Below are 22804 nucleotides of genomic sequence, written 5' to 3'. Positions count from 1 at the left end.
GTCAAAGTTCCTTGTTGATTTTGGGCATACGCCATTGATGGGTCAGATCAGGTAGGCCCAAATAGGGCTTGAGAGGGTCGAGGTCAGAGATACCAGTGCCGTCGTCATAGCCCCAGTCGGTTTTTTGCCGGGCCTCGACGAATTTTGGATCGAGATCATCCGGGTTCAGCACAATCTGCTGACGACCGCCTTGCAACTTGTAGCTCTCGTCGGGGATGAATTTTTGGGTTGCCGCACTGCCTTCCCAAACCTTTAACGTCTGGCCCTTAGGAACGGTATAAACGAGGTATTCGCCGTTCTCGTTCCAGTGTTTCCAGACCGCGAATTCACGCCGCCATTGGCTTTTAGACTTCAGTGCATTGAACTCGACCGCACGCATCCAACAGATATTGTTGTCTCCAGAACTTGGGTCCACCACTCGGTAAAGTCGCTCGCCCGGCGAAACACTGGCTGCACGCAAAGACTTATCGAAGGTATCGAACTTCCCCTTCAACGCTGGATGCTTCGAGGCCACACTGATATCCGGCCAACCTTTGGCAATATCGGTCAACGCATCTGGCGGCAGATCCTTCAAGGCTGGATACTTCAAATCATCCACCTTACTCACCCAATCCGGCTGTTTCTGTTTGAACAGATCCAGTTCAGCGGCATCACGTTGCCCCAACACATGGTTATTGTTCCCCGGTCGCGCCCGGTAGGCGTTGTCGCCCTCCACCCGCAGGCGGTTGGCCAGGGTGTCCAGATAATCCTGGGCATGGTTCAGGGCCTTTTTCAGCTCGGCCGGCGCCTTGACGAATACTCGCTCGATAATCCCCCACAGCGCTTCCACCGGAGCCTTCAGCGACGCCGGCCCCCACCCGATGACGGTGTCCATCAATTTGCGGGTGGTATCCATCAAGGTCTTGAAGGCGTCCAGTAACAGATCCACGCTCAACAGGCTCTTCAGCCCATCCATTTTTTCCGCCAGATACTGGTAGACGTTGTGGATCTTCATGCGAGCCAGCGTCTTGCGCACGGGCTCCATATCCAGATAGCGCTTTAGCAGGATCATTCCCTGCTCGATCGCCGCGCTATCGCGCTCCTTGGATTTCAGGGCAGTGTGAAAACGACGGCGCGTCGCCTGGATCAGTACCTTGAAGCAGCCCTTGACCAGTGAGCCCAGGACCGGAACGGCACCGAGCAGGGTCAACACCATGGCAACCCAGGCCCAGGTATCGCTGCTGTCCTCGTTGATCTTGCGACAGTTGGCGATGAAGTCGCGTATGTCACAGAGCTGATCCACCAACGGGATCATCGAAATGACCGTTCCGGTGACTACCTGCGCGGTGCTGGGGTTTTCATGAAAATCGCCTTGCAGGGTTTCCCAAAGCCATACGCCGCTGGCCTCGACCCGCGCTTGGGCACCCGCAAACCAGCCCGGTGGGGCGGGTTGGTAGAACGCCAGGGCATTCTGGAGGTCTTCATTCATGGGTAGCCCATCACAACGTTCAATGAAAGGGTTATGCCGTTACCGGCGGGCAAAAATTTCCCTGTTCGATTAGAAAAGTGCATGCGTAATCACCTCCCCTCCTTCTGACGAACATCAACTTTATAAAGACTGATGACTTTCAATATTTCAGAGACAAATAAAATAAAAATCATTATTAACGCCTGCTTCAGCTGAAAAAGACTGATCACCCAAGGAATGAAGGACAACGAAGGCACGGAAAAACACAAACGAAATGGAACCTGCACATAGGCAACAAAACGCGCCCACGGGTGCTGCCTAAAGAGCATCCACATCGTCACGGGAATTGAAATCGTCAGTAACATGGAACCGACAAAAAACAACGTCAGCAGATTTTCGCCAAACTGCAGATTTACTTGCGCAAATGAAAGCACATCGTCATACAGCGGAATCCGTCCGCGACTGAGATTAAAATACAAAAAACCCAGCACATATAAAAAATCCATCGCAGCCCAAAACAAAAACACAGACTTTTTATTCATGAACACTCTCATTCCTTGACTTCAAATACTTTATTGGCGATGACGGGTTTCCAGTGCCATGAGCTGCCGCTAACCGCCCATTGATCATCACCTTCGAGGTACTGCTGCCGTATACGCCGGGTTTCGCCATATGTATGCGTCATGGAGGTCTGCAACAATGACAACGGCGCATCTTCGGGAAGTGGCTGCCACTCCTGTATGACATCCCTCATGGTATTTTTAAGGTCCCTGCCATCACTGCCAAACACCCGCCCTTGATCCCCCATGGAGGTAACCCGGTTGAGCAATCCGATGGCTAAATTGGCCATCCCCAGATAATCATATTCCTGGGTTACCCAGACGCCTGGCCCTGACGCCTGCGTCGGGTATTGCACTGTTGACGGCTGCTCCTCCATCAACAAAGCATAAGAAGGCCAGGGTTGATCGGGCTCAGGTTCAGGAAGTTGGTACTGCACACGCGCCGGACTTTCAGGAACCACGCTGTGTAGAGCGTGACCTTGCTCGTCCAGATTGCCTTGCAGTACTTGACCGCTATCGAATGTCAGGACATAAGGCACGCCTGCAATGGGCTGTGCCGCCGCATCAAAAAAATTCAGCAGCAGTCGGTTAGGCTCGTCACCCAAAGGCTCGGCCATGGGAACAGGCGCTGTTTTCAACCTGGCCGCAGTCTGGATATAGTCAAAATGAGGTGATTTGATCTCAACTTCGCCCGGTGAGCCGATCTCGATGCGATAGGGGTCGAGGGTGATGTAATTGCTACCAGAATTGAGGGTGATTTTCTTTTTCGCGGTGATTCGAATTTCATCCTCGGTACTGCTGATATCCAGACCCTGCCGGGCCAGTAATTCCATACGGTCGTTCTGCGCCTGGATCGACACTGCGCCCTGATTGGCAATGAACTTCAGCCCCAGCTTTTGTGCGAACAGGCCAATGGCATGACCGGCAGCCACGGTAAAGCGCTTCAATACACTGAAGTCGGTATTGTTGTTTACGGCAGAGAAGGTCTGGCCAGACGCCAGTTGCAAATGCTCCGGGGTCACCAGGGCCATACCGGCAGGAGCGGAGACCAGAAAACCCGCTTCCTTCAATTGCCCCAGCGCCCCCTTCAGTTGCTCCGGCACCGCACTGTCCGCTTCCAGAGCCCCTGTCGCTGCAGCATTACGGGCCAATCCCCGCACGCGCTGGAGTGCCTCTTCCAATTGCGCCAGGGCCTCACCCATGCTGAGCATTTCGCCCTGCGCTTTCGACTGCTTGTCAGCGCTAATGAAAATGCCGCGACCGCCCCGGATGGCGGCATGACCGTCCGTGCGCAGTTCAGCGCCCTCGCCACGCTTTTGCTTCTCGGCATCCACCAGATGCCCAAGATTGAGCTGGCTCTTGCCGCCGTACTCGGTACTGAGTTTGACGTGCTCCTGGCCGCGTAGATCCTCCATACGCAGCTTGTTGTTGGCTGGAGTGCGCAGCACGTTGCGGGTGTAGTTGCGCTTGCCCAGGGTCACGTGATCCGGGTGTCGACTGTCGTGCAGGGCATGGGCGATATAGGGTCGGTCCGGGTCGCCCTGTTCAAACGCCACCGCCACTTCGGTGCCGGGAATCAGCGGCAGGTGCAAGCCTTGGGTGTCACCGGCGTAAGGCCGTGCCAGGCGCAACCACAGACTTTCCTGCCCGGGCTTCCAGCTGTCACGATCAAACAGGAAGTTGACCTTGTAGCGCCCTTCCAGATCGATATGTCCGTAGGGATCGTTGGCCTGCGGGCTGGTGACACGGGCAGGGACAGTGCCGGCCATTTTCGGTTTGGACAGTAACGGTGGACGGAAGCACACCGTTTCCGAGTAGGGAATCGCCTCGAAGGTGGCTTCGAAGCTGCTATCACGCGCGGCGCGGGTAGTCAGCTGGATGATCACCGCTCGTGAGGCGAAGGCCCGCGGCGCGCCGCCGGTGATGCTGAGCTGTTGGCCGGGTGCCAGGGTGGCGCTGCTGCTGACCCCGCTGAGTTGGGTCTGACCATTGAGGTAGCGCTCATGGCGCAGGCGCGCATAGAAGTAGCCGCTTTCGCTTTGCAGGTCTTCGTCCTGGAGAATCGGGTCGCCAAGGACCCGGTAGGGTTCAGCGTAGAGATAGGCCTCGCCGTAGGTGGTCTTGGCCCCTCGCGTCTGGTCCACCTCACCGTCGAGCCAGGCGCTGGCGTCGCGGTGGTGGTAGGCGCGAATATTGACGTGCCGCTCCACCACCTGATGGCTCGATTGCAGTTTCCACACGCCATCCTGCCCACTGCTACCCAGTCCGGATTGCGGGCGATACGGTAGCTCAATAGGGGGCTTGGCGTAGTGGCGCTGGTCGTCATGGAATTCGACGACATCGATATTCAGGCGTTCGTCGCTGGTGAAGCGATACCAGATGCCGACCTCGGCCAACAGCCGGGCGATAAAGACCAGGTCGCTTTCGTCGTACTGCATGACCTGTTCACGCTTGGGGTAGTCGCGCACCAGCTTGAAGAGAAAATCCTGGCCCTCGAAGTCGTGGCGACCGCGCAAAATACTCTCGACGATCTCCGGCACCGACTGGTGCTGGTAAATGCGGAACTGTTTGCCTCGGCCAAGCAGCGCCAGACGCGGCTCCAGGGTGACTTCGTAACAGGCCTGGTCGTTGGAGCCGGACAAGCGCTTGAAGCCGGTGATCACGCCGTACAGCACGCGCAGCGGTTTGACCTCCGGCACGGGTAGGCCCGGCAGCGCCACGGGCAGTTTGTGCGGCGCGGTGTGCAGGCTGAAACGGGCGTCCTGGCCGAGCATCTGTTCGGCGGCGACGTCCTGATCGGTGGAGGTGAATTCCACCGTGTATTTGAACGGCTGGCTCAGGCCTTCCTCGCCCTTGAAGGCCAGCACATCGAGCGCGGCGTCGACATTGCGGACCCAGAGTTTATGGCGGCTGTGGTCGAAGAACGTGCGCAGTTCGTTGAGCATGGTCAAGCCTCCATGACCACGACTTGTGCCGCGTCCTCTACGTCAGTGAAATGCAGGGTGATGCCTTCAGCCTCGCTGTAACCCAGGGTCACACCCTGGGTTTTGCGCTGGGCCGCCTGGCGTTGCAGCAACTGCTGGCTGAGCACCGGCAGGATCTGCTGATTGAGCAGGCTGTCGATATTGCGTGCGCCGCTGTCGGGTAGCAGGCAGGCGGCAACCAGGGCATCGTTGAGGCCCGCGTCGACTTGGCAGTCCAGGCCGTAGTGGCGCTGCAAGCGCCTGGCGACCTGAGCGAGTTTGATCGCGACAATGCGCTCGAGGGCGTCGGCTTGCAGCGGGCGGTAGATCAGGGTCTGGAAGCGCGCCAGCAAGGCCGGTTGGAAGTGCTCGCGCAGAATCGGTCGCAGTAACTCCTGCAGGGTGCTGTCCGGCGCTTCAGGGTGCTCGTGCAGGCAGGCTTGCAGTTCATCGCTGCCCAGGTTGGAAGTCATGACAATGACCGTATTGCGGAAGTCGATTTCGCGCCCTTCGCCGTCGCGCATAAAGCCGCGATCAAACACCTGATAAAACAGGTTGAGGACGTCGCGATGGGCTTTTTCCACTTCGTCGAGCAGCACAACGCTGTACGGCCGTTGCCGCACCGCTTCGGTCAGCACGCCGCCCTGGCCGTAACCGACATAGCCCGGTGGCGAGCCTTTGAGTTGACTGACCGTGTGGGCTTCCTGGTACTCGGAGAAGTTGAGGGTGATCAGCGACTTCTCGCCACCGAACAGGCTGTCGGCCAGGGCCAGGGCGGTTTCGGTCTTGCCGATACCACTGCTGCCCACCAGCAGGAACACTCCCAGCGGGGCCTTTTCGTCCGTCAGCCCGGTCTTGGCCGCGCGCAGGCGCTGAGCCAGGGCGTTCAGCGCCGGCCCCTGGCCGATGACCCGCTCACCCAGTTGTTGTTCCAGCGCCAACAGGTTGGCATGTTCGTCCTTGAGCAGGCTGCCCAGCGGCACACCGGTCCAGTCGGCAACCACTTCGGCCACACTGCGGGCATCGACATCGAGGGACAGCAACGGTTGCTGGCCTTGGGTCTGGGCCAGTCGTTGTTGCAACGAGGCGCAGGCGTCCAGCTGCACAGGTTCGGCCTGGCGAGCGTCGAGCAGTTGGCGTATCAGGTCGAGTTCGGACCAGTATTGCTGCTCCACTTCGCGTTGCTGGTCATGCAACTCGGCCTGTTGCACGGCAATCGTCACCAGGCGCTCTTCAACACTATCGCCGCCCAACTGCTGGTCTTCTTCCAGGGCCTTGCGCTCCAGGTCCAGGGCCGTCTGCCGGGCCTTGAGCCGGAGCAGTGCCTGGGGTTCGCAATCGAGGCCCATGCGCACCCGGGCGCTGGCGGTGTCGAGCAGGTCGACGGCCTTGTCCGGCAACTGCCGCCCCGTCAGGTAGCGCCGTGACAGGCTGACGGCGGCCTGCACCGCCGCATCCTGGACATGCACGCCATGATGGCTGGCATAACGGGCCTTGAGACCGCGCAACATGAGGCTCGCACCGGCGTCGTCCGGCTCATCGACCTTGATGACCTGGAAGCGCCGCTCCAATGCGGCATCACGCTCGAAGTATTGTTTGTACTCGCTCCAGGTGGTGGCTGCGATGGTGCGCAACTCGCCGCGAGCCAGGGCCGGCTTGAGCAGATTGGCCGCATCGGCAGCACCCGCCTGATTGCCGGCACCAATCAGCGTATGGGCTTCGTCGATAAACAACAGCACCGGTTTTTCTGACTGCTGCACGGCATCGATCACGTTTTTCAGGCGTTGTTCAAATTCGCCTTTGACGCCGGCACCCGCTTGCAACAAGCCCAGGTCAAGGCTGCGTACATTGACCGACTTGAGGCTGTCGGGAACGTTGCCCTGGGCAATGCGCAGCGCCAGACCTTCGACCAGGGCGGTCTTGCCGACCCCGGGTTCACCGACCAGGATCGGGTTGTTCTTGCGTCGACGACTGAGGATATCGATCACTTGGCGGATCTCATCGTCGCGCCCGAAAACCGGGTCGATCCGCCCTTCCCCGGCCTTGGCGGTCAGGTCCTGGGTGAACTTTTCCAGTACGGTTTGCGAAGCCTCGTGCCTGGCAGGGCCGGTGGGGAGCGTGGCGAGTTCGTCCGCGGACATTTCTGTTCGATCCTGGGCGATGTCCTGTTGTGCCTGGGGACGTTCTTCGGAGGTTTGATCGAGCAGCGCAAACAGATTCTGCAACTGAACCTGGCTGAGACTGAGCAGCGGCCAGGCGGCCTCGCACGTCAGCAGGTCAGGGTTTTCCATCAACGCGCCGAGCAAGTGCGCCGAACGCAGCTGGTCGTTGTTGTCGTCCAGCGATGCGCGCAACCAGGCGTTCCTGATCAATTGCTGCAACTTGTCACACAGCTGCGGCTTGCCCTGCACACTGCGCGGCAGGCTGTCGAGATGGCTGAGCAGCCCGCACCAGAGCGCTTCCATATCCCAGTCGTAGCGGCGCGCGATAACGGTCAGGTCACCCTCGCCCTGCCCCAGCAGCTTGAGCAGCCAGTGCTCGATGCTGATCTGTGCATGGGCACGGCTTTGGCACAACGAAGCCGCCGCGCTCAAGGCCTGAGCGCAGTAGGGATTGAGACGGCGAAGCAAACGGGTGGAGTTCTGTGCCATACGGATGCGTCCTTGTTCTGGAGGTTCGGCGGGTGGTGGGTGGGGTAAGTGGCGAGCTTGAAACTCGATGTGCATGGCTGAACGCCCGCGAACGGATGCTCAACCCTGGACACCAGGTACCGGCAGACCGAAGACTGTCTGCCGGCCCGCTCGCGTCAGGCGCTCTGGCGCTCGCTCCAGGCGTCCGAGTGAATGATGTTGCCGTCCTTATAGGTCCAGATGATCTTCTCGTAGCGCAGCTCGATCTCTTCGAGGTGGTTGTGCTTCTCCTTTTCCGGATCCTTGACGTCGTGCATTTTCGGCGCGACTTTCACCACCTTGACGTTTTCCAACTGGGTGATGAAGTACTCGACTTCCTGGCCGGCATCGTCGATCCGGTACCACTTGAATACGGCACTCTTGAGGGTCTGCCCGGAGGTCACCGCCTTGTACAGATAGGGACTGGAGGAATCGATTTCCTTGCTGAACAGGAACGGAGCATGAACCCGCGCACCGGTCAGCTTGCCGGTGTTGTTGTCGGTGGGGATGTACAGGCTGTGCTCCTGGGCAACCACCTCGATACTGCCCTCGCGGTTTTGCACGTCCACCGAACCTTTGATGTCATTGCCACCGTCATCTTTCAGCCACAGGTAAATAGGAATGGCCATGTGAAGCTCCTTGTCTCGGAAATTAAATGCCGCTGAATGCGGCAGGGGGTTGTCTGTCCGGCCCCGCGATGGGCAACGCACAGGCCCCCACCTCCGGTACCAGACGGATATCGACGCGACGGTTGGCCGCGCGCCCGGCCTCGGTGTCATTGCTCGCAATCGGCTGGCTGGCGCCAAAACCCTGGACCGCAAAACAGCTGTCGGGGATATCGCCCATGCGTTGCATCCAGTCGTGTACCGCCGCCGCTCTGGCGCGTGACAGCTTGAGATTGTGTTCGGCGTTGCCCGTGGCATCGGTATGCCCGGCGATAACGATCAGCCAGCCTGGCTGGGCCTTGATGTCGACCAGCGCATTGATCAGGACCTTGGTCGAGTCAGGCTTGAGCTCGGCGCTCCCGGCACCGAAGAGCGACAGGCTGTCCAGGCGCACCGGTTTGGGAACCTGCACCGGTCTTTGCGCGAGCGGCGGCCGGTGATTGGTAATCGCCGCCAGCAACGGCCCCCGCAAGTGTTCGCCGCGATACAGGCCCAGTCCGAGAGCCAAGGGTTCGCCGTGGCGGTAGTAGCGGTCCAGGCGTTGGGCATCCTGACGGAGCACGCTCACCGCCTGTTCACGCAAGGCGAACTCGGGCTGGCTACGACGTTCCGACAGGGCAATGGAGGTGTAGCGACGCAGGTCATCACTGACCTGGCGGGCCAGCAAGGTGTTCTGCCAGGCCGAACTGGCCAGGGCGACCAGACTCGCCAGGGCGAACAGCCACAGCGCCAATACGCTCGCGCGTTTTGTCGACGAATGCTGGACCTGCGTCGGGATTACCGTCAGCAATGGATCAGGGAAGGGTAAAATCCTGTCTGCGCCTGGCACAGCCTGGCGGGCGTCAATCAACGCGACCTTGTCACGCAACCATTGTTGCCACAGGTTACCCGTCACCACCTGAGGCAGCACCGGGACTTGGGTGATGGCCCAAGCCAGCGGCGGGCTGACGCCCTCACGAGTCGCGAAGTGCGGGAAGACCTTTTCCCCCAACCAACGCGCCGCACTGCTCAGTTGAACACTTGCCTGCAAGCGGGCGGTGCGCGTCACGGCGCTGGCGCTCCGCCGTTGCCAATCCGCCAGGCTGAAGCACGCACCGGCCTCGCGCACGCTAGGGCTGGTTTGCCCAGACTCCCAGCTGAGCCACGGCCCTTCGCCTTGCGAAGCTTGCAGGTAGCTCACCAACAGGAGCGGCAACGCCAGGCCACTCTTGCGAATGATCGTCAGTTGGTGGCACAAGGCACGCACGTTTCCGGCCAGGACAAGGTCGTCGGCCTGCTCACCCGGGTTGGTGATGAACATGACGCTGAGCTGCCCGCGCCAGTCCGTCCGCAAGGCCAGCAAACCCATGGTCACCGCCGTTAGCTGTGCAAGGTCCGGCACCCGCACGTAGCAACCGTGCTCGGTGACGCGCAGGGCCAGTTGCTCAGCCGGGATCGCACCAAACAGGCCGCCCAGACCATCACCACAGACCAGAACCACGGGTTTGCGGTAGGCCGCCGATGGGAGAGACATCTTGTCGGCCAGAACCAGTGATTCACTCTGGCGCACCGCGCGGCGGCCCGCCCGGACCCAGGCCACGGCGATGACACACACCAGGCTCAGCGCAGCGCTCGCCCTTGTTCCGCCAGCCAGCGGGAGAATAGCCAACAGCGCCAGAACCAGCGCGCCGGCCCATAGCCAAAGGGCTCGTATCAGTTTGAGAGTCATCATCAGCCCTGGCCAGGCAACAATGTGGCGATCAGACCACCCAACCAGTGGTCCAACCCCCACCAGACACCGACGAGCAACAGGCTCACCACAAAGAAATGCGCCAGTGGGGATCGCCACCCACGCAGGGGGTTCATACCCTGGCGAATATTCACTTGGGTCGTGAACCCGTGGTTGAGTGCCAATGGCGGAACCTGTGCCGTCAGAGCCTCCAGCAATTGCTCACGCTGGGGGTCGTTCACATCGCGATAACGGCCCTGGAAGCCCAGCATCAACACCCGTTGGAATACCATCAGCACCAACGGGTCGGGCGCGGGCTCGCGCAATACGTCGCGCAGGTCTTCATACAAAAACTCACCCGCCTGGTGATGACTGAAGAACTTCGCCTGCAGGGGCTTGCTGGCCCAATCGGAGTGGACGTCCCCAGTGGCACGGCCGAGCACGGTTTCATCCAGCAAGGCGCATTGAGCGTGACTGATGTGGTCGATGCTGCGAGGGCCAAGGTTGGCCTGTTCCAGCTGTTGCCGAACGTGCTCGATCTGCTTCACGCAAAGCGCCCGCAGAGCCTCGCTGTCCTGCACCAAGCGCCCCTGGCGCAACTCAACCACCAGCAGGTAGCTGTCCTGCAACAGCGCGTCGATATCCACGGCCGGGGTGGTCTGTTTCCTGGATGCGATCAGCTTCATGTGCGCAGCACCGCGAACAGTTCAAGCTTCACGTCGGCCAGTGTGCTCGGCACGTAGAAGGCACAAACGGCTTCGTCCAACATGGCCAGGCCCTTGGGATGACTGAGATCTAGGGCGAAGTACTGGTTCTCCAGGCGCAATGGAATAGCCGCGGGTACATGGCTGAGCGACTGCAACGGGACGCCGTCCAGGGCAGCGTTGATCAACTGATTGACCTCATCCGGCGTACCCACCTTGCACAGACGCGGGAACTGCTGCTGCAGTTGCGCGGCCGGCATTCGGCAACGCACCGACAGATAGAAATCGGCGCCGTCACGCTCACGCAAGCGAGCATCGTCGAGACTCACCTGCCAGCGGTTGGCGCCCTTCTCCTCCAGCACGAGGGCAACGACCCGCGACGGCAGGCTGGCTTCCAGCAAGGTGGAAATCGTGCGCATCAACGGCGGGAACACAGTTTCCAGGTGCTCGTGCCGATAGGCGGGAATCTTGTCGAGATCGTGTTCCAGTGAAAAAGTCAGCAGGCTCCCCGCCAACTTGACCAGCTCCAGATACACCTGCTCTGGGTGGCGCGCGGGGTGGGCCTTGAGATCGGCCAATACCGGTTGATAGGTATTCAAGGCATTGAGTAACCAGAACAACGACACATCGGCCACGGCAAAGTCAGCCATACGCTGGTTGCTCTCGCGACGCATGCCCATCAATCGTTGGCGCTTGGCGGACAACTGGGTCAACAGATTGTCCAGCTGTGCCAGCAATCCTGAATGGGCGGCAAAGTCGAGCAACGGCGGTACATAGGTTGAATCCAGCCCCCAGGCCCCCTGCCCATCGCGCACCAGACGCGCGATCGGACAGGTCAGGTAATCGGCGTTGTCGTCGCTCTCCAGCCGCAGGCTCAAGGCGTGCTCCAGCACGCCAATCGACTGCACCTCGTCTGCGTAGATGTCCTGTACCTGGCGCCAATCCTGGCGATAACGCGTCGGCCGCTCGGCCCTGCCCCCGTCAAACAGGCAATTGTTGCCATTGGCCTGCTCCAATGGCAGGGCCAGAAGCAGGGTGGCGTCCTGGGCGTTATCGGACAGCAGTCGGGACAACTCCAAAGCCGGCGGCAGCCGATCCACCTGTTCGCTATCGATCAAGGTGCCATCAGGCATGCGCAAGCGCAGTTGGGTAGCCTTGAGCTTACCCAGGCCCAGGGCCTGCGGGTCAAATGCCACCGCCTGGACACCCCAGGGGTGTACCCAGGACAGATGAGCGAGATGTTGGTTGGCCCAGGCTTCCCAGCGCGCCTGTTGTTGGAATTGCTGCGGAGACAGCAGAACCCCCGCAGCCCACAAGGGGCGGTCGATCTTCATGGTGTCGTTTCCCTACGAGTAAATCAGGCTTTCGCTTTGGGCATCTGCGAAACCAGCGACAGATTGACGTCCATGCCTTCCACCTGGAAATGCGGCACGGCGTACAATTTGACGCGGAAGAAACCGGGGTTGTCCTCAATGTCTTCCACGGTCACTTTTGCATCGCGCAGCGGGTGTGAAGCCTGCAAGTCGTCGCTCGGGTCGGTCATTTCGGTCACCAGCCCACCGACCCACTTGTTCAGCTCCAGCTCCAGCAAACGTCGGTCCTTGGTGGTTCCGATGTTCTCGCGCTGAATCAACTTCAGGTAATGGGCGATGCGCGACAGCAGAAAGATATACGGCAAGCGTGCATTGATCCGGCTGTTGGCGGTGGCATCGGCGGTGTCATACAGCGCCGGCTTCTGGGTGGAGTTGGCCGAAAAGAAACAGGCGTAATCCCGGTTCTTGTAATACGACAAGGGAATAAAACCGAGATTGGCAAATTCAAATTCGCGTGTCTCCGGAATCATCACCTCGGAGGGAATCTTCACTTGGTTACCCGTGCCAAGATCGTATAGGTGAATCGGCAAATCGGTGACCGCGCCGCCTGACTGTGGCCCGCGAATCTGCACGCACCAACCGTTGGTGACAAAGCTCTTCACCATGTTTATCGCGAAGGCGAACGAGGCGTTGGTCCACAGATACTTGCCGTGATCAGGCCCCTTGACGCTCTCGATGTAGTTGAAACTGCGTACCGGGACGGTATCCGGGCCATAAGGCAAACGCCCCAGGACACGCGGCAGGGTCAGGCCGATGTAACGGGCATCGTCGCTGTCGCGGAAGGCTTTCCACTTGAGGTACTCGGCGCGGTCAAAATAGTTGCCGATGTCCTTGATCGCGGCCACTTCCTCCATCGACTCCTTGCCAAAAAATGCAGGACCAACGGCGCCGATAAAAGGCATGTGTGCTGCCGCCGACACTTTTGAGATGTTGCGCAGCAAGGCGATATCCTGCGGACCACGATCAAACTCGTAGTTGGAAATGGCCGCTGCAATCGGCTCACCCCCCGGGGTGTCGTATTCCTGGGTGTAAGTCTGCAAATAGAGGCCGCTCTGGGCAATTTCCGGAGCATCCTCGAAATCTTGCACCAGATGATCTTTACTGATATCCAAGAGTTCGATACGAACGTTCTGACGAAAGTCGGTCTGATCAATCAACGACTTTACACCGCGCCAGGTTGATTCTACTCGCTGGAAATCCGGATGATGCATCACGGCATCCAGCTGTCGACTGATCTGCGCATCCAACGACGCGATATGCTCGTCCAACAGGGCCTTGTCCAGGCGTTCGACTTTCTGCGACGTTTGTTTGAGCAGCGTCAGGAACACGCTGACGGCGGCAGTGACTCGTTCATCGGCGGAAGCATCGGATAATGCCTCGGTATTTTGGAAAGCCTCGATACTGCCCAACTCCGCAATGGGGTTGAGGTTGATCTTGTTGAACAAGGCGGTGTAGACGCTTTGCTTTTCTGCGGACAACACTACAGCGCCGCCAGATTGTGCGGATGAATGTTCTACGGACATAAAGGAACTACCTATGAAGCAAACCGGAGGAAATTAACGTTCTTCTTATGGTGCCAGCGCGGCCAGTTCGGCGCGCAGTTCGTCACTCAGCGCATCATCCTTGAGGATGCGTTCCAATTCATGACGAAAGGTCACGTTATCCAACAGGTTCGACTTGAGATCGCGCAGCAGGTTGCGCATCGCCAGCAGGGCACGCAGTTGCGGCATCTGCCGCGCCACCTGCTCAGGCTCGAAATCCTTCATATTCTTGAAATTCAACACGACAGAGGTGTCGGCATTGCCGTCAGCCAAGGTATCTTGCACCGTCAGTTTCAGATTCGGAGAAAACTCACCGAGGACGCTGTCGAAGTTGTTCTTGTTGATATCGACCTTGCTTCTTTCAGACAGCGGACGCTGCTCCCTGCCGTTGCTGTAGTCGCCCATCAGCATTAACTTCAGCGGCAACTCCATTTTTTTCTGCGCACCGCCGGTATGCAGATCGAGCTTGATATTGACCCGTGCCTTAGGCACTTCATTCTGAAAACTATTTGCAGCCATGTTCCCCCCAGAGATCCTTCTTTTCGACAGCCAATGCCATCACGAAACTAAAACAGGATTGGAATTTATACCTTTAACAGCAGCCCCAAAACCCTTGTCGACTACAGGATATAAACTTTCTTAAACGCTTTTACGATTTCTGACATGAGGCATGCGTTCACCTCACGGATCCAATAGTGAATTATCTCAAGTAGCTGTGCCACCCTCCCCAGCATATAAAGGAAAAGCCCACCCAATTCAGCGAAATGGACTACAAATACCTACCGCTGGGTGCTCTTAATTTGAGGGAATCGTCCCTTGCGCCATTGGCACGGAGAGATATCAATGGCTACCGACATCCAGCGATTCGCTGGCAATGACAGATTCCTGCCGCGCCAACTGAAGGGTGCTCATGCAGAAATAGTGCATAGGGTGCAGGACTACAACTTGAAAAGGATTATCAAAGGTGCTGGGAGCGCAAAAGCTGATGGCGTTGCCGGATAGGGAGGTCGTTGACTTTTCTGATGCCAGAAACGCAAATGCCCCGACAAGTCGGGGCATTTGTTTTGAGCCTTGGCAGGCTGTGTGTTCACACGACCCGATCACTGCAGGCTTCTATCTGGCTCCACAACCTGGACTCGAACCAGGGACCCAGTGATTAACAGTCACTTGCTCTACCAACTGAGCTATTGCGGAATGCCGTGTATGTTACTGATATAAAAAGAGAAGTCAACCCCTGCCGGATCGGGAGCAGGCCGCTGCCCGCCCGTCACACCGGCCAGCGACGATGCTCGTCGTCAATAATATAGGCGTGTTCGTGGATTTTACCGCCGGCGTCCTGCAGGTGCGGGTGATCCAATGGCAGGTCATCATGGCTATGCCTGAGCGCGGCCTGCTCGTGAGCCGGCCGCCAGATGACCAGGCAGGCCAGCACTGCCATGGCAGCAAGCAGGCTCAAGACCATGAACGAAGCACCGAGACCAACCTGCGCGCCCAACCAACCGGCAAGCGGATAGGTGATCAGCCAGCAGACATGGGACAGCGCAAACTGTGCCGCGAACAATGCCGGACGGTCTTCTACGTGGGACGAGCGACGCAACAGCCTCCCGCCGGGAGTCTGCGCCAGGGAATAACCGACTCCGAGCAGGAACCACAGTGGCAACAGCGCACTGTAGGAAGTCAGCGTCGCACCGATGCCCAGGCCGATCACCAGCAACCCCGCGCCCGACAGCATCACCGTACGGTCCGCCACGCGGTTCAACAGACGCGGCAGCAGCAACGCGGTGAGCATCGACCCCGCGCCAAAGGCCGCCAGGGCAAAGGCGGTAAACCGCTGCGGCAGGGAAAAATGCGCCTGCACCAACACCACGGTATTGACGATCACCATGGCGCTGGCGGCGGCCACCGCCAGGTTCAGGGCCAGCAGCCCGCGCAAACGCGGGGTCGCCAGGAACAGCCGCACGCCACGGGTGGTGCGCTCATAAATGCTGCGCCGCACGCCTCTCCTGGCCTTGGGCAGCACAACCGAGCCGACCAGCATGGCCGAAGCGAAAAACCCCAGCGCGGTGCCGCCGAACAGACCATGGAAACTGATCACGCCGAGGAGCGCGGCGGCAAGCATCGGGCTGACCAGGCTTTCCAGGTCGTACGCCAGCCGCGCCAACGACAGGGCGCGGGTGTATTGCTCCTCGTCGGGAAGAATGTCGGGAATGGTCGCCTGGAACGTCGGGGTAAACGCTGCCGAGGCCGATTGCAGCACGAAGATCAGCACATAGATCTGCCAGATCTCGCTGACAAAGGGCAAGGCCAGCGCCACCAGGGCGCGAATCAGATCCAGCGCCACCAGCATCGCCCGGCGCGGCAGGCGCTCGGCAAAGGCTGCAGCCACGGGAGCGACGCCGATATAGGCGCTCATCTTGATCGCCAGGGCGGTGCCCAGCACGACCCCGGCCTGCGCGCCGGCCAGGTCGTAGGCCAGCAGGCCGAGGGCAACCGTGGCCAGGCCGGTCCCCACCAGCGCGATGATCTGAGCGAGAAACAGATGCCGATAGGTGGTGTTTTTCAGGATATCCAGCATGGCGATGCTCCGACGTGTCCGGGGCCCTTCAACCCCGTGGAACGGGGATGAACACCCACACCCGCCTACAGGTATTTGGTGATCTGCTTGAATGCTTCCAGCGGTGCCCGTTCGGCAGCGGTCATCGCCCCGACGGTGTCTTCAAGGCAATGGTCGATATGGTCCTGGATCAGCGTGCGCTTGGCCTGGCACACGGCCTTTTCCACCGCATGAAGTTGCTGGGCCACGTCCACGCAGGGCCGCCCCGTTTCGATCATGCCGATGATGCTGCGCAGGTGCCCTTCGGCACGCTTGAGCCGTTTGATGATCGCCTCGTGTGTCTGATGCACGTGCAAGGATTCGCTCATGGCGCCGGTTTCCGAATGAATGTGCTTTTATCCTATCCTCCCCCATAGGATATGGTCAATCGGGCAGACGCCCGGTTTTCGAGCGACGTCGGGCGAGATCAGTCGACGCCGACAATCAGCTCGCCGGCCAACCAACTGGCGAGTAGCGATCCGGCCTTGGCAATACCGGCGGTTTCGCCAAGGCGTTCAACGAGCCATTCGCAGAGCCCGGAGAAACTGCCGTTGTCCTGCAAGTGCAGCAGCGCCTGGTGCTCCAGTGCCTCGACAGGTCGCAGGCGCACCACCCTCTGCCGACGCCAGACCAGCAGGCCCGCCGTCTCAGCCAAGCGCTCGGGCGCGGGTAGCGGCAGCCCTTCGCTGAGGGCCGACCAGATCGGCTCGGCGTTGCTGGCCAGGGCATAAGTTCTGAGGGACGGTGTAAATCTCAGGCAGGCCGTCTCCCAATCCATGCTCGCCAGCACAGCCATGGGCAGCGGCTCGGCATCGGCGGCCACGAACGACTCGTCGAGTGCTCGCTCGATCCAGGCCAGCTCGTGCACCTCGGGGTTGTCGGGAAACAACGTCGCCAGGGTCGCGACGAATCCTTGCGGGTAGGCATCCAGGGTCCAGGCATGGGGCGGATGCTGATCGATATGGGTGACGGCGGCGGTAAAAAAAGCCTCGGCGCCGATCCAGACACGGACCTGGGGAAAAGCCTCTTCAAGGCACCCCACCAGTTGCGCGCGGTAGTTGTTCTGGTAGACGGACAATCCGGCCTGCGCCGTAGCGCCAAGATTGGCGGCCGCTTGCGCCGAGGCGCTGACCAGAGAGTTGCGCAGCTCACGCTGCCATTGCGCCAGGTTCATGCGCCACTCCGCGAGCAGGCCCGCCCATCGAGGCCGCCGAGGGTCCGGGCTATCGTCAGTTCCTTGAGCAGGTCGGCCAGCGGCGGGATCCGGTCATCGCGCTCGATCATTGTCGCCAACGGGCCGAAGCGGGCCATCGCCAGGGTGTATAACGCCCAGACCTCGGCACAGACCGGGCTGTCATGGGTATCGATCAGCAGCTCCTTGCCCTGGCTGTGGCCGGCCAGGTGGATCTGCCTTACCCGGTCGGCCGGCAGGCCATCGAGAAACGCCAGGGCATCAAAGTGGTGGTTGCTTGCACTGACGAAGAGATTGTTGACGTCGAGCAGCAGCTCGCAGCCGGTGCGCCTGGACATGGCAGCAATAAATTCCCACTCGGTCATCGAAGCGCCGTCGAAGGCCAGGTAGCTGGAGGGGTTTTCAAAGAGCAGGGGGCGACCCAGGACATCCTGGGCGCGGGAAATATTCGCGCAGACCAGATCCAGCGCCTCATCGGTATAAGGCACGGGCAACAGGTCATGGGAATTGAAGTGATCGATGCGCGACCAGCTCAGGTGGTCGGAGACGAACAGGGGTTCGATCTCGTCGACCAGTGCCTTCAAGCGATGCAGGTAGGCGGAGTCGAGCCCGTCCGCCGAGCCGACGGACATCGAGACACCGTGCAGCGCGACCGGATAACGCTCGCGGATCTGGCGCAGGATATGCCGCGGTTGACCGCCGTCGACCATGAAGTTCTCCGAAATCACCTCGACGAAGTCGACGGGGATCCGGCTCTCCAGGAAGTCCCGATAGTGCTCCTTGCGCAGGCCCAGGCCGTAGCCCGAGAAGGGGGTAGTGGACATCGCATGTACTCGGCTTGAGAGAGGAATACTGTTTTGAAAACACCGCGTAACCTGTAGGAGCAGGCGGTCCGGCGTCCCGGCTTGCCCGTGAAGCTTTGGCGTTCTCACGGGCCCTTTCGCGGGCAAGCCCTGCTCCTACAAGGACGGTGTCGAAGGCAATTTTTGCGTAGGGCACTCGTCCCGCAGGAGGAACCGGTGCCCTGCCCTTACTTCGGCTCAGTCAGGGTGCCGCCGGCCTTGAGGCACTCACTCGGGGTCTTGACGATAACGCCCTGCCCCTTGCAGCTGTTCAGTCCCTTGCAGTCGTTCCTGGCGGTGGCGCAGAGGCTTTCGCCCTTGCAACTGTTGACGCCGTAGCAGCGGCCCGGCTGCTCTTTCTCGGCGGCACTGGCCGATACGGCAAAGGATGCGGACGCCAGTGCGATCAACGCGGCGGCGGTGGCAAGGCTCAAACGGGATGCAGTGCTAGCCATGATGTTTCTCCAGTTCAGTCAGGGGTACAACAGTGAAAGTTCAGGTGCCGGATGGGTGTTACTTGACGTTCAACGCGGCCTGCTCGATGACTTTCGCCACCGCCTCGGGCTGCGAGATGTACAGCGTGTGGCTGCCCTTGATCTCGGTCACCGTGGAACCGGCGCGCTTGTACATCCAGCGCTGCAGATCCGGGTTCAGGGCCTTGTCCTCAGTGGCGACAATCCCGTAGCTGGGTTTCTGGTGCCAGGCCGCGGCCCAGGTCCGCGCGCCGAAAGTCTCGGTGGTCGCCGGTACTTGCGAGGCCGCGAGGAAATCGGTGCGATTGCTGGTCTGGTCGGCGGCGAAGTCTTCGCCGAACTTGGCGCGGTCGACGAACAGGTGCCCGTCACGGGTGGCATGGATGTCGTTGTTCGGCGCCGGCATGGAGTCCAGCAACTGGATCAGGCTTTCGCCCACTTCCGGTTGCAGCGCGGCGACATAGACCAGTGCCTTGACCTTGTCGCGATCACCGGCCATGCCGATCACCGCACCACCGGAACTGTGGCCGACCAGCACCACCGGACCGACCTGCTGGTCGAGGACCAGGCGGGTAGCGGCGATGTCTTCGTCCATATTGGTCGCCGGCTGGTGCACGACGGTGACCTTGTAGCCCTTGTGGATCAGGATGTCGTGAACGACCCGCCAGCCCGACCCGTCGACGAAGGAGCCGTGGACGATGACGATGTTTTTCGCGCCAGCGGGCGGCGTCGCCTCGACGGCGCCGGCAAACATCGGTGTCGCCAGGGCCAGTGCGGCCAGGGCCAGGGTTGGAATCTTGCGCATGGTGTTTCCCCACAGGCCGCCAGGGCCTGATGTGATGGTGGATGATGGGTGGTGCGTTAGCGGCCTTGGCGCTGCAACAGCGCATCGAGCGACCAGTGACCGCCGCCATAAGCGATCAGTGGCAACAGCAGGCCTACCCAGGTCAGGTGCGTCGGCCAGGCATCGGGATAAACGAAGATCTCGATGACCAGGGTCATGCCCAGCAGTGCGGCGGCGGCCGGTCGTGTCAGCAGACCCAGCACCAGCAGGATCGGAAGCAGGTGCTCGGCATAGGTCGCCAGGTGCGCCGCCAGGTCGGACGGAATCAACGGCAACACGTACTCCGAACGAAACAGCACGTAGGTCGACGGTTTGATCGTCAACAGGCCTTGCACCTTGGTGCGCCCGGAAAGAAAGAACACCGAGGCGATCCCCAGGCGCGCCACCAGCAGCAACAGTGGCTCAGGCAGCAGGCGCCTCAGGCCGGCAGTCGCGCCGCTGTTGCCGCGGTTCATGGCTGCTCCGTCAGGGAGCCGACGCCCTTGGGCGTCTTGATCTGGAGGCAGGTACCCTTGTCCACCAGCACCCAGGCATTGCCCTGGTAGTCGGCCTCGGCGGTGCCGGCACAGGAGGTGCCTTTGCCGGCGGCACAATCGTTCTGGCCGGCCTTGGACACGCCGTAGCATTTTTCCTTGGGACTTTCATCGGCGGCATGGGCAGCGCTGGCGAGAACCGTCAGCGAGAATGCAAGGGTGGCGGCAAGGGCCGCGTAGGGGCGCTTCATGGACATCTCCCGATCAACAATGAATGGCGCGAACCAGCAGCGTCGTGGGCTGCGTTGTTCGACCAGCAAAGTTAACCGCGAGCGTGTATCCCTTCTGTGTCGCGGACCCGGGCAGCACGTCGCGGGATGTATCCGCCGCCGGTTCGTACACAGTGTGATACATCACCTGCCGTGCAGCGACCGCCATCCCGTCGCGGCCCCGGCTCGGCGGCCAAGCGGGAGGCCGTCATATAAGCTTCATATTCCGCAGATAGCATTGTGCCTTCACCTCGCCCGGCGACCCCAGCATGCGCGCAGAAAACTTCCCCTTTATGCGTCCACAGCGGCCTAGAGATCATCGCTGCGCCGGTGACTTGTGCATTGAAGTGCCGGTGATCGACTCCAACAGCACCAATGCCCTGGTGATGGAGACCTTCAACGCGCACAAGGAAATCGTCTGCCTGGCGGTACTCGAAGACGAGCGCCCGATCGGCCTGATCAACCGCAATATCTTCCTGTCGATGATGAGCAAGCCGTTTCACCGCGAGCTGTACGACAAGAAAAGCTGCATTGCCTTCATGGACAAGGAACCCTTGATCGTCGATGCCGGAATGAGCATTGAAGAACTGACGTTCAAGACCGTGGAATTTGGCGAAAAGACCCTGGCCGACGGTTTTATCATTACCCGCAACGGCCAATTCGCCGGACTGGGCAGTGGCCTGCAACTGATGGAAGTGGTCGCGGCCATGCAGGCCGAAAAAAATCGTCAGATCATGCAGAGCATCGAGTATGCGAGCGTTATCCAGCGCGCCATGCTGCGCGCTTCGCGGGATGCCCTGAAGTCGACCCTGGACGATGCCACCCTGCTGTGGGAACCACGGGATGTGGTCGGCGGCGACTTCTACCATTTCTGCGCCTACCCCGATGGCTGGTTCGGGGCGATTGCCGACTGCACCGGGCACGGTGTTCCCGGCGCCTTCATGACCCTGATCGCCTCCTCCTCGCTGACCCAGGCACTGGCCAAGCTCGGACCGCGTGATCCCGGCGCGCTGTTATCGGCGGTGAATAAAAGCGTCAAGGAACTGCTGGGGCAGGTCCAGGGCGTCGATGAAACCCCCGAGTCCGACGATGGCCTGGATGCCGCTTTCTTCTGGTTCGACAGCGCCAGCCAGACCCTGAGCTTTGCCGGCGCGCGCATGTCCCTCAACCTCTTGCCGCCTGATGCCCAACAACTGGAAACCCTCGCCGGTCAGCGTGTCGGTGTCGGCTACGTCGACAGTGACATCAACTACCAATGGCCGGTAAGCCAGGTGACGATCGTGCCGGACAGCCTGGTATTCATCGCCACCGACGGCCTGACCGACCAGATTGGCGGCCCGCGCAACATTGCGTTCGGCAAGAGCAAGACCTTCGACACGATACTGGAACACCGCAATCAGCCAGCGACCGTCATCTGCGAAGCCTTGCAACGCACGCTGGCCAATTGGCAAGGAGAGCAAAACCGGCGTGACGATCTCACCCTCTTCTGCGCGCGTCTTGGAAACAATCATGATTAATTCGAACACAGCCCACGCCGATTGCCACTTCTTCGACCTGGCCCAGCAACGTAATGTGATTTTCTATCACATGGGTTATTTCTCCCACACCATCATTACCGCGATGGCCGAGGTGGTGCGGCTGCAGCTGGAGATTTCAGGGGTGAACGGGCCGACACGGCGCAAACTGTTTTCCTCCTTCGTCGAATTGTCGCAAAACATCATTCACTATTCCTCCGACTCGTTGCCCACCGAGCCGCGTGAAGAGTCGTCGCTGCGCCAGGGTGCCGTGTGCATCAGCGCAGAAGGTGATCGCCACCTGATGCTCTGTGCCAACCCGATCGCCACCAGTGATGTCGACCGCCTGCGGGAAAAGCTCGAGCCCCTGCGCAACATGTCGCTGGAGGAGATCAAGCAAGCGTACAAAGTGACCTTGCGTGCGGAAACCCCTGCGGACAGCAAGGGGGCCGGCCTGGGCTTCCTGACAATGGCGCGCGATGCCTGCGCGCCATTGGAATTCGATTTCTACCCAAGAGCGGACGAGCCGGGAACCACGCTGTTCTGCCTTAAAGCCACTATCTAAGTAGAGTGACGCAATCGCCATGGATAATTTCTACATTGAAGCAACCGCCACATCACCGGAAGTCGACTTTCGTTTCGATCAGAATCTGCTGACGATAAAAGGCGAGTCCTACCCGGAAAATGCCGCCGCCTTCTATGCCCCTGTCCTCCAGCAACTGCGCACCTACCTCGCCGCCCGCGAGGACACCACCATCACCACCCATATTGCGCTGGCCTACTTCAACAGCTCCAGCACCAAGATGCTGTTCAGCATTTTCGATGCCCTGGACAAGGCCGCCCAATCGGGTAACGAGATGCAGGTGAACTGGTACCACGACGAAGAAGATGAAACCATCTTCGAATTCGGTGAAGAACTGAAGGCCGATTTTACCGCCATCATCTTCAACGACCACGCAACGACTCTCCAATGA

At 60.1% G+C, this 22804-nt stretch carries 21 protein-coding genes and 1 tRNA gene; 3 read left to right on the top strand and 19 right to left on the bottom strand.

From position 1 onward, the window contains the following. Position 1: 1 nt before the first annotated feature. The 19 genes from M5B42_RS01885 to M5B42_RS01795 all read right to left on the bottom strand — a co-directional run bounded on the left by M5B42_RS01885 (position 2) and on the right by M5B42_RS01795 (position 20298). Positions 2-1468, bottom strand: coding sequence for a hypothetical protein (locus tag M5B42_RS01885; RefSeq protein ID WP_248744862.1), 1467 nt, complete (start codon positions 1466-1468; stop codon positions 2-4). Positions 1469-1557: 89 nt separating this feature from the next. Then, positions 1558-1989 carry a hypothetical protein gene (locus M5B42_RS01880; protein ID WP_248744861.1) on the bottom strand — a complete coding sequence of 144 codons (432 nt, stop codon included), beginning with the start codon at positions 1987-1989 and terminating at the stop codon, positions 1558-1560. Positions 1990-1997: 8 nt separating this feature from the next. Beyond that, positions 1998-4952 (bottom strand): type VI secretion system Vgr family protein, encoded by a 2955-nt coding sequence (gene vgrG / locus M5B42_RS01875; RefSeq protein ID WP_248744860.1) that lies wholly within the window; start codon positions 4950-4952, stop codon positions 1998-2000. Positions 4953-4954: 2 nt separating this feature from the next. Further along, a complete protein-coding gene (tssH, locus tag M5B42_RS01870; RefSeq protein WP_248744859.1) occupies positions 4955-7621 on the bottom strand; it encodes a type VI secretion system ATPase TssH in 2667 nt (888 codons plus the stop codon). A 155-nt stretch (positions 7622-7776) separates the two neighbouring features. Then, the gene (locus tag M5B42_RS01865) at positions 7777-8268 is read right to left on the bottom strand and encodes an Hcp family type VI secretion system effector (RefSeq protein WP_248744858.1); all 492 of its coding nucleotides are present in this window, start codon (positions 8266-8268) and stop codon (positions 7777-7779) included. Positions 8269-8290: 22 nt separating this feature from the next. Continuing rightward, entirely contained in the window at positions 8291-10015 is a 1725-nt protein-coding gene (locus tag M5B42_RS01860; RefSeq protein WP_349292761.1) for an OmpA family protein, read from the bottom strand. Then, a complete protein-coding gene (gene tssL / locus M5B42_RS01855; protein ID WP_248744857.1) occupies positions 10015-10698 on the bottom strand; it encodes a type VI secretion system protein TssL, short form in 684 nt (227 codons plus the stop codon). Before tssL ends, M5B42_RS01860 begins: the two co-directional genes overlap by 1 nt. Continuing rightward, the gene (gene tssK, locus M5B42_RS01850; RefSeq protein ID WP_248744856.1) at positions 10695-12050 is read right to left on the bottom strand and encodes a type VI secretion system baseplate subunit TssK; all 1356 of its coding nucleotides are present in this window, start codon (positions 12048-12050) and stop codon (positions 10695-10697) included. The genes tssL and tssK overlap by 4 nt, the downstream gene beginning before the upstream one ends. Positions 12051-12073: 23 nt before the next feature. Continuing rightward, on the bottom strand, positions 12074-13612 hold the full coding sequence (tssC, locus tag M5B42_RS01845; RefSeq protein ID WP_248744855.1) for a type VI secretion system contractile sheath large subunit: 1539 nt from the start codon (positions 13610-13612) through the stop codon (positions 12074-12076). Positions 13613-13657: 45 nt separating this feature from the next. After that, positions 13658-14149: a type VI secretion system contractile sheath small subunit gene (tssB, locus tag M5B42_RS01840; RefSeq protein WP_248744854.1), complete on the bottom strand. Its 492-nt coding sequence runs from the start codon at positions 14147-14149 to the stop codon at positions 13658-13660. A 599-nt stretch (positions 14150-14748) separates the two neighbouring features. After that, a tRNA-Asn gene (locus M5B42_RS01835) sits at positions 14749-14824 on the bottom strand. 73 nt (positions 14825-14897) lie between these two features. Further along, a complete protein-coding gene (locus M5B42_RS01830; RefSeq protein ID WP_248744853.1) occupies positions 14898-16205 on the bottom strand; it encodes an MFS transporter in 1308 nt (435 codons plus the stop codon). 65 nt (positions 16206-16270) lie between these two features. Next, positions 16271-16552: a metal-sensing transcriptional repressor gene (locus tag M5B42_RS01825; protein WP_103498967.1), complete on the bottom strand. Its 282-nt coding sequence runs from the start codon at positions 16550-16552 to the stop codon at positions 16271-16273. Positions 16553-16650: 98 nt separating this feature from the next. After that, positions 16651-17397: a DNA-binding domain-containing protein gene (locus M5B42_RS01820; RefSeq protein ID WP_248744852.1), complete on the bottom strand. Its 747-nt coding sequence runs from the start codon at positions 17395-17397 to the stop codon at positions 16651-16653. After that, entirely contained in the window at positions 17394-18239 is an 846-nt protein-coding gene (locus M5B42_RS01815; protein ID WP_177102379.1) for a DUF692 domain-containing protein, read from the bottom strand. Before M5B42_RS01815 ends, M5B42_RS01820 begins: the two co-directional genes overlap by 4 nt. 206 nt (positions 18240-18445) lie before the next feature. Next, positions 18446-18712 carry a hypothetical protein gene (locus M5B42_RS01810; protein WP_103494194.1) on the bottom strand — a complete coding sequence of 89 codons (267 nt, stop codon included), beginning with the start codon at positions 18710-18712 and terminating at the stop codon, positions 18446-18448. A gap of 58 nt (positions 18713-18770) precedes the next feature. Continuing rightward, complete coding sequence (locus M5B42_RS01805; protein ID WP_248744851.1) at positions 18771-19535, bottom strand: alpha/beta hydrolase; 765 nt, start codon at positions 19533-19535, stop codon at positions 18771-18773. Between the two features lie 56 nt (positions 19536-19591). After that, a complete protein-coding gene (locus tag M5B42_RS01800) occupies positions 19592-20029 on the bottom strand; it encodes a DoxX family protein (RefSeq protein ID WP_248744850.1) in 438 nt (145 codons plus the stop codon). Then, positions 20026-20298 (bottom strand): DUF2282 domain-containing protein, encoded by a 273-nt coding sequence (locus M5B42_RS01795; RefSeq protein ID WP_103494197.1) that lies wholly within the window; start codon positions 20296-20298, stop codon positions 20026-20028. Before M5B42_RS01795 ends, M5B42_RS01800 begins: the two co-directional genes overlap by 4 nt. A gap of 311 nt (positions 20299-20609) precedes the next feature. On the opposite strand from M5B42_RS01795, the gene M5B42_RS01790 reads away from it, so the two are divergent. From M5B42_RS01790 to M5B42_RS01780, 3 genes are read left to right on the top strand one after another with little or no spacing between them, the layout of a single operon-like run. Then, the gene (locus tag M5B42_RS01790) at positions 20610-21833 is read left to right on the top strand and encodes a SpoIIE family protein phosphatase (RefSeq protein WP_247263017.1); all 1224 of its coding nucleotides are present in this window, start codon (positions 20610-20612) and stop codon (positions 21831-21833) included. Further along, entirely contained in the window at positions 21826-22395 is a 570-nt protein-coding gene (locus M5B42_RS01785) for a SiaB family protein kinase (RefSeq protein WP_103494199.1), read from the top strand. Before M5B42_RS01790 ends, M5B42_RS01785 begins: the two co-directional genes overlap by 8 nt. A gap of 19 nt (positions 22396-22414) precedes the next feature. Continuing rightward, positions 22415-22804, top strand: coding sequence for a DUF1987 domain-containing protein (locus M5B42_RS01780; protein ID WP_100942705.1), 390 nt, complete (start codon positions 22415-22417; stop codon positions 22802-22804).

The organism is Pseudomonas sp. MWU12-2037, assembly GCF_023242345.1.
GTDB classification, from domain to species: Bacteria; Pseudomonadota; Gammaproteobacteria; order Pseudomonadales; family Pseudomonadaceae; genus Aquipseudomonas; species Aquipseudomonas gingeri_D.
The sequence above is the reverse complement of the archived record's forward strand: the minus strand, read 5'-3'. Positions and strand labels throughout refer to the sequence as shown.

Bases quoted from the DNA above. Each gene is read 5' to 3' on its own strand.
- M5B42_RS01885 (WP_248744862.1), bottom strand. From the start codon at position 1,468: ATGAATGAAGACCTCCAGAATGCCCTGGCGTTCTACCAACCCGCCCCA.
- M5B42_RS01810 (WP_103494194.1), bottom strand. From the start codon at position 18,712: ATGGCTAGCACTGCATCCCGTTTGAGCCTTGCCACCGCCGCCGCGTTG.
- M5B42_RS01820 (WP_248744852.1), bottom strand. From the start codon at position 17,397: ATGAACCTGGCGCAATGGCAGCGTGAGCTGCGCAACTCTCTGGTCAGC.
- tssH (WP_248744859.1), bottom strand. From the start codon at position 7,621: ATGGCACAGAACTCCACCCGTTTGCTTCGCCGTCTCAATCCCTACTGC.
- vgrG (WP_248744860.1), bottom strand. From the start codon at position 4,952: ATGCTCAACGAACTGCGCACGTTCTTCGACCACAGCCGCCATAAACTC.
- M5B42_RS01795 (WP_103494197.1), bottom strand. From the start codon at position 20,298: ATGAAGCGCCCCTACGCGGCCCTTGCCGCCACCCTTGCATTCTCGCTG.
- tssC (WP_248744855.1), bottom strand. From the start codon at position 13,612: ATGTCCGTAGAACATTCATCCGCACAATCTGGCGGCGCTGTAGTGTTG.
- tssK (WP_248744856.1), bottom strand. From the start codon at position 12,050: ATGAAGATCGACCGCCCCTTGTGGGCTGCGGGGGTTCTGCTGTCTCCG.
- M5B42_RS01790 (WP_247263017.1), top strand. From the start codon at position 20,610: ATGCGTCCACAGCGGCCTAGAGATCATCGCTGCGCCGGTGACTTGTGC.
- M5B42_RS01785 (WP_103494199.1), top strand. From the start codon at position 21,826: ATGATTAATTCGAACACAGCCCACGCCGATTGCCACTTCTTCGACCTG.
- M5B42_RS01800 (WP_248744850.1), bottom strand. From the start codon at position 20,029: ATGAACCGCGGCAACAGCGGCGCGACTGCCGGCCTGAGGCGCCTGCTG.
- M5B42_RS01805 (WP_248744851.1), bottom strand. From the start codon at position 19,535: ATGCGCAAGATTCCAACCCTGGCCCTGGCCGCACTGGCCCTGGCGACA.
- M5B42_RS01815 (WP_177102379.1), bottom strand. From the start codon at position 18,239: ATGTCCACTACCCCCTTCTCGGGCTACGGCCTGGGCCTGCGCAAGGAG.
- M5B42_RS01865 (WP_248744858.1), bottom strand. From the start codon at position 8,268: ATGGCCATTCCTATTTACCTGTGGCTGAAAGATGACGGTGGCAATGAC.
- M5B42_RS01880 (WP_248744861.1), bottom strand. From the start codon at position 1,989: ATGAATAAAAAGTCTGTGTTTTTGTTTTGGGCTGCGATGGATTTTTTA.
- tssB (WP_248744854.1), bottom strand. From the start codon at position 14,149: ATGGCTGCAAATAGTTTTCAGAATGAAGTGCCTAAGGCACGGGTCAAT.
- M5B42_RS01825 (WP_103498967.1), bottom strand. From the start codon at position 16,552: ATGAGCGAATCCTTGCACGTGCATCAGACACACGAGGCGATCATCAAA.
- M5B42_RS01780 (WP_100942705.1), top strand. From the start codon at position 22,415: ATGGATAATTTCTACATTGAAGCAACCGCCACATCACCGGAAGTCGAC.
- M5B42_RS01830 (WP_248744853.1), bottom strand. From the start codon at position 16,205: ATGCTGGATATCCTGAAAAACACCACCTATCGGCATCTGTTTCTCGCT.
- tssL (WP_248744857.1), bottom strand. From the start codon at position 10,698: ATGAAGCTGATCGCATCCAGGAAACAGACCACCCCGGCCGTGGATATC.
- M5B42_RS01860 (WP_349292761.1), bottom strand. From the start codon at position 10,015: ATGATGACTCTCAAACTGATACGAGCCCTTTGGCTATGGGCCGGCGCG.